The organism is Conservatibacter flavescens (genome assembly GCF_002795425.1).
In the GTDB taxonomy this organism is placed as follows: domain Bacteria; phylum Pseudomonadota; class Gammaproteobacteria; order Enterobacterales; family Pasteurellaceae; genus Conservatibacter; species Conservatibacter flavescens.
In genome coordinates, this window is record NZ_PHHA01000035.1 from 1 (window position 1) to 5,542 (window position 5,542).

Here is a 5,542-nt window from a genome sequence, read left to right on the forward strand (position 1 = left end):
TACGTTGATTTGAAAAATGCCGAAAAACCAAAATGGGAACACGAACGAAAAATCAAGGAATGGGAAAAGAGCCTTGAAGATATAAAATCAAGTTATGCGAGCTATAAAGGCGATTTAAAACGCCTTGAGAGCGAGAAATGGGGAATGCTAGGGTTATATCAAACCAAAGAGCAAAAAGCCGAAATTGAGCGAATTAAGGGGATTTTAGGGGACTATTCAGAAAGATTTGATCGAGTGAAAGGCTATATTGCCGAAGAACAAGAGAAAATCGGGCAAATCAACAAGCAGAATAAACCGCTTTACGACCGCAAGGCGGAAATGTTGAGAGATAACCCCGAATTAGTCGAAAAGTCTATGAAGCAGTTGAGTTCGGAATTTATGAAACGATCTGCAGAACGTTGGGAAAGAGAGCAGAAAATCAAGCAACAAAGCCGATCATTAAGTCGTGATGACGGTTTAAGTTTGTAGCTAACGCCCTACGCCTAACGGCTACGGTTTTTGCCTAAAAACCCCATGTATCGTAGAACGCTCTAATTCGAGCTATAACATCGATATCTGGGACGATAGTTATACATCTCGCTTTGATATCGATGTCAATCTATCAAATTCGCTTAATACATTCCAAATAGCATCTTCTGAGAGTACGCTATAATTACCCCTTGTATCAATATTAAATTCCTCGGAACGGTCATACAACTCTAGCCATTCCGAACTTTGATAAAACTCATCTAATTGTTGAACCAGCTGTTTCGCCTCAGTCAATCGACTAGGATCTTTTATAAGCAACGGTAGTATTTTAAGTAACTTATCGTAGCTATCCTGCATACATTGAATCTTTAGTTGCATACTTTCCCAGCCGGAATTAATGGGTACAACTGAACCCGGAACTAATGACGTTATTTTGTTTATCCAAGCAAACTTCATAATAACCAATATAACCTTGTTTACCATAAGATAATTTTTTTCCTTTATCTTGTGGGCTAACATTATCTGGATTACCAAGTAATGCGATTACTTTTTTTTCTGACATACCTTGCTCAATAGCTGTTCTGGATGATGTCTCTGCTTGTTGTTTGAGTTCAGGTGCAATATCACTCGTACAAGCAAAAAGCATAAAGGCGGAGAATAAGATTAATGTCTTTTTCATCTTTCTATCTACTCACTTATACAATTAGCAAGGATAGGTTTGTTGTCTGCAAATAATTCAGCAAATTTTCCCTTTGTAACTAGTTCATAGGTATAATCTGGGTGAAGTGATTTGTAAACTGCCCCAGAGGCTGATTTGACATTCTCCATTGGTATCATTTCACCTACTTGATTGATAATAGCGTATGAACCTCGACTCGTATTAACATAAACCACGTCTAATATTGCATTATTTTTACAAGCATAAACAATTTTTGTTAATTCATCATATAAGCTGTCTTTTTGTTTTGCTTGAGAAATTAAGGGTACTAACAATATAGCAATCAAACCAAGCATAGAAAATTTATTTAGTTTCATATTAAGCTCCTTTATTATTTAACTTTCATTCATACAATGTTCTTTAATGTAGCTATCTAGAGTTTTTTCGCTTAATTCTATGTATTTTACCATTGCTTTTTTAGAAAAATTGCTAGAACATAGAATCTGATTATTTTCAGTATGTTTTTGTAACGTTACTCTAAGATTGCGGTATTCACTGGTTGCAACAACTACATAGGTTAAACAATCTTGTCTTAAGAATATTTCTACCCTATCCCGCCTTTTCTTTTTCACCTCTGAAATGTGATGTTGCATTTCAATTATATACTCTTTATCGAATAAAAAAACAGAATACATTTTGTTATTTTTTACAAAAAAAGGTGGTACATTACTACTCTCTTGAAAGCGTTTAATCACACTAAATTGATGGAGCATATTACATTCCTTAACAACATCCACGATCTTTAACTATTATACAGCGGCTTAAAAGGAGTTTCCAATTAAGTGATTCACTACAACCGCCTTATATCCTCGCTCTGAAGGACGAGGTTGCTGTTTCATCAATTTCAACAAGTCTCCATTCACAACCTCCAACAAGGATATACATAGTCGTGGTGCAAAAGTTCAACGCACTTACAGCGAAAAGTAAGCTCTGCCACCGTCTCACTGTACGATAACAGTACCTGATAAGGCAAAATTTAAGGATACAGCGGAATTGATTGTTCGAGGTCTGCAATTTGTGTTTTTCAGGTCTAGATAACAAAAAACCGCCATTCTAGGCGGTCAATATGATAATATTGCTCTTGGATAGCTTAGCTATCTAGGTGGGTCTGCTTGCAGTCCCACCAGTGGCTGCTAGTGGGGCTGTATTGCAGACCTTGTGATTAACATCAACAAGATCGGTCTGTTTTGGGTCAATTCCTACCAATTCACACAAAACGAGCTTATAACCACGTTTTTTCAATTCTACCAAAAAGTCGGCTTTTTTGCCTAATTTCGATTTATTGCTGTCATTGCCAGCCAAGAAAACCCAATAATTACGCAGATCTTCAAGTGTAACATCTGCCATTGCCGTGTAATGGTCTTCAAGGATTTTTAGGCAATCTCTCGCCCATAATCCGTACTCGTGGCTACTCATTTTCGGATTTTGTGGATCTAATTTAACGTAGTTACCATACTTGTTTTTATGAGGAAATTTCGGGCGTTTTGCAGATTTTTTCTCAATTTCGACCGCTTTGCTTTTGTCAAAAATTGTGAACTCAAGATCGGTAATTGTCCGCCCGGTGCGAATAGTTTTAACTGTGATATTTAGGTTGGTTTTAGCGTTGATTTCTTTAATCGCAGGTTTTAATGCCCATTGGTTAAAGTTATTCCAACGATTATATTTTTCTGTTGCTCCTAACAGATCTTTCAATTCTGATACGCTTATTTCAAATCTTCCTTTGAACACCCAACGGCTAAAAATCTCGTACAATTTCAATGAATATTCACTTTTCAATGCTCCGAACGTATCAAGCAAAATTGACGTGTAATTGCTTTTAATTTCAGCAAGGTATGGCATAGCTTTTTCGTGAAACTCCACCATAAACCGACCCTTTCCCTTTGAATACGACCTTTCTGTCAAAAGGCTGATCTCGGTTTTATCGTAACCTTCAAGGGTTTCTACTTCGACCCACGTCCGCCCAAGATTGATCACCGCATTTCGTACAGTGTCATAAATATCGGCATAGTTTGCGACACCTGAATTACAGTCTAGAAATTCTTTTACGGTAAATTCAAATCTACGGCTTTGTGTCAGCGGTCGCATTGGATTTAGGCGAGAAATAGCAAGATTTACGATCCGCATTTCCATACCGTTTAATTTTTTGAAAAATCCAGCATCTACAAGCTTATTGCTCTTTGTTGATACCAGTTTTTGAGATTGTTCAGCCATTTCTTCCCCCTTGATGATTAAAGGAAGTATAACATTTCTACAAATTAAAACTAGATAAATTAACAAACTACTACATAACTCTGTTTTTCTAGTTTTTAATGCTAGATTTGACTCTGTTTTCCTAGTCTTTAAAAGGGGGTTTACTCTGTTTTTCTAGTTTTTATTTTTTCAGAACCTTGTCGCACAAGGCTTAATGTAGCGTCTAAACAAGTTAAACAAGATAAATAGAGTAAACAAGATAAATAGAGCCTAACGGCTTTCTAGGGCTTTCAGCCCTATTTTTTCTTTTTTTGTTTGTTTTAAGGAAAGAAATTACCCAAGAACAACGCTATGAAGAATTAAAATCTCAAGGAATGGGCAGATTTGCGATTTTCAGACGTTTTTTCTTTTCGTTGCTCTACGTTCGTTTTAGAACGGTTTTCTTCCATTTGTTCCGAAAGAGCCTTAAATCGAGCTGAAAAGCCTTGCAAGGGTTCAGCAAGCGAAGCATGCTAGTTATAACAACCACTTCAATTTTTCTTTAACCCTACGCTTAATCGCTTTAATCGGGTGTTTACGGTCATATTCAGCCATTCGCTTTTGAAATTTTCTATCTGCAACAGGATCATAAAACTTCAAAAAATCAGCGTACATCTCAGCTAGTTTCTTATCATTCCTTTTCTTTTGTTGCCATTTCAACCAAACATGAAAGCAACCTGCAACAAGAAAAGCGATTAAGAGATTGTATAAAATAATCAAGATAAATTCAGACATCTCTACGATTTTCCTTTCTTGATTTCATCATCAATAAATGATTTCAGTTCATCAAATTTCTTGTCGTCATTGATGAATTTTCTAAGCTGTTCAGCAGAAACCAAAGGCAATTCACCACAATCAATAAAAGAACGTAATGCAAAAGAACCTAGCAATACTTTGTAATGCGTTGCTTTTTTGCGTTTTTCAGCCTGTTCTTTCGATTTGATAGCTCTAATTTTAGCTTTGATTTTATCTTGCTTGCGTTGTAATTCTGCTTGCTGTTGTTCAAGTTTAGTTAGTTTTTCGCTTGCCATAATAGCCCCTTTTGTATTGTTGATATTTTAAGTGGTTGGTGCTATTGTTGCAAGCGTTCCGTTCATTACTCAATTTATTGAGTAATGCCCACTTACACGTTTCTTTCAGAAACGTCGTGGACAAGCGTTCCGCTTGACCGTTTTCGCAAGCTCAAACATTATGGCAATCTATCATTTAAACATCAGACATTGCAGCCGAAACAGTGGACAATCCTCAACGGCTAAATTTGACTACATAAACCGCCTTGATAAGTACAGCAAAAAACTTGAAGATTTGCAGTATTCTCAAAGCGGTAATATGCCGACGTTTGCAAAAAATACCCCTGAATTATTTTGGCAATCTGCGGATAGATTTGAGCGAGCCAATGCGAGAATTTGTACTGAAATTGAATTTGCTTTACCTAGAGAGTTAAGCCTTAAGCAAAATCAAGAATTAGTGTATTCGTTCATCAAAAACACCATAGACAACGAGCAAAGAAAACTGCCGTATTCTTTCGCTATTCATAACGACAAGGACAACAATAACCCACATTGCCACCTTGTTTTTTCTGTTCGCCAAATTGACCATTTTGAACGAATAGCAGAGCAATTTTTTAAGCGAGCCAATAGCAAAAATCCCGAGTTAGGCGGAGCAAAAAAAGACCGTGAAATAATCCAAAAAGAATTCTTGCGAAACGTCCGTAGAACTTGGCGTGAGCAGGCTAATCAAGCTCTTGAAAAATACGGACACACCGCTCGAATTGACGAGCGGAGCTATGAAGAGCAGGGTATAGATAAAGTCCCTAGAGCTAGAATTGCTCGTGTTTCTTGGCAAGAATTAAGCCAGTTAGAGCGAGAAAATACCAATCTAGGGCAAGAAATAGCCCTTGTTGGGAAAGAAATTGACGTAGAACACCGTTACGAAGATTTAATATCGCAAGGAATAGGCAGTTTTAGCGCAAGACTTGCCGCTCATTCAGAGAAAGATTATCAGAAAGTCCTTAAAACGCGCGTAGAGCAACGAGAAGAAAAACCTAAACAATCTATCAAACAAACAGAAAAAACGCCTGAGAGCGTCAAAAAAGCGGTTTCTCAAGCAGATTTTGACCGTTTCATC

General features: G+C 37.0%; 9 protein-coding genes. 2 read left to right on the plus strand and 7 right to left on the minus strand.

The window, feature by feature from the left end:
• Positions 1–468, plus strand: a 468-nt coding sequence (locus tag CVP05_RS12675; protein ID WP_165773158.1) for a hypothetical protein, incomplete at its 5' end; no start/stop codon positions are given.
• A gap of 99 nt (positions 469–567) precedes the next feature.
• On the opposite strand, the gene CVP05_RS11695 is transcribed toward CVP05_RS12675, so the two are convergent.
• The 7 genes from CVP05_RS11695 to CVP05_RS11725 form a co-directional block, all read right to left on the minus strand.
• Positions 568–846, minus strand: a complete 279-nt coding sequence (locus tag CVP05_RS11695; RefSeq protein WP_100289744.1) for a DUF4298 domain-containing protein — start codon at positions 844–846, stop codon at positions 568–570.
• A 16-nt stretch (positions 847–862) separates the two neighbouring features.
• On the minus strand, positions 863–1,147 hold the full coding sequence (locus CVP05_RS11700; RefSeq protein WP_100289745.1) for a hypothetical protein: 285 nt from the start codon (positions 1,145–1,147) through the stop codon (positions 863–865).
• Between the two features lie 8 nt (positions 1,148–1,155).
• Positions 1,156–1,503 (minus strand): MliC family protein, encoded by a 348-nt coding sequence (locus tag CVP05_RS11705; RefSeq protein WP_100289746.1) that lies wholly within the window; start codon positions 1,501–1,503, stop codon positions 1,156–1,158.
• Between the two features lie 18 nt (positions 1,504–1,521).
• Positions 1,522–1,899, minus strand: a complete 378-nt coding sequence (locus tag CVP05_RS11710) for a hypothetical protein (protein ID WP_100289747.1) — start codon at positions 1,897–1,899, stop codon at positions 1,522–1,524.
• A gap of 385 nt (positions 1,900–2,284) precedes the next feature.
• A complete protein-coding gene (locus CVP05_RS11715) occupies positions 2,285–3,397 on the minus strand; it encodes a replication initiation protein (RefSeq protein WP_100289748.1) in 1,113 nt (370 codons plus the stop codon).
• A 495-nt stretch (positions 3,398–3,892) separates the two neighbouring features.
• Positions 3,893–4,150, minus strand: a complete 258-nt coding sequence (locus CVP05_RS11720; RefSeq protein WP_100289749.1) for a hypothetical protein — start codon at positions 4,148–4,150, stop codon at positions 3,893–3,895.
• 2 nt (positions 4,151–4,152) lie between these two features.
• Complete coding sequence (locus tag CVP05_RS11725; RefSeq protein WP_100289750.1) at positions 4,153–4,446, minus strand: hypothetical protein; 294 nt, start codon at positions 4,444–4,446, stop codon at positions 4,153–4,155.
• Between the two features lie 160 nt (positions 4,447–4,606).
• On the opposite strand from CVP05_RS11725, the gene CVP05_RS11730 reads away from it, so the two are divergent.
• The coding region (locus CVP05_RS11730; protein WP_165773159.1) for a MobA/MobL family protein at positions 4,607–5,542 on the plus strand (936 nt) is incomplete at its 3' end.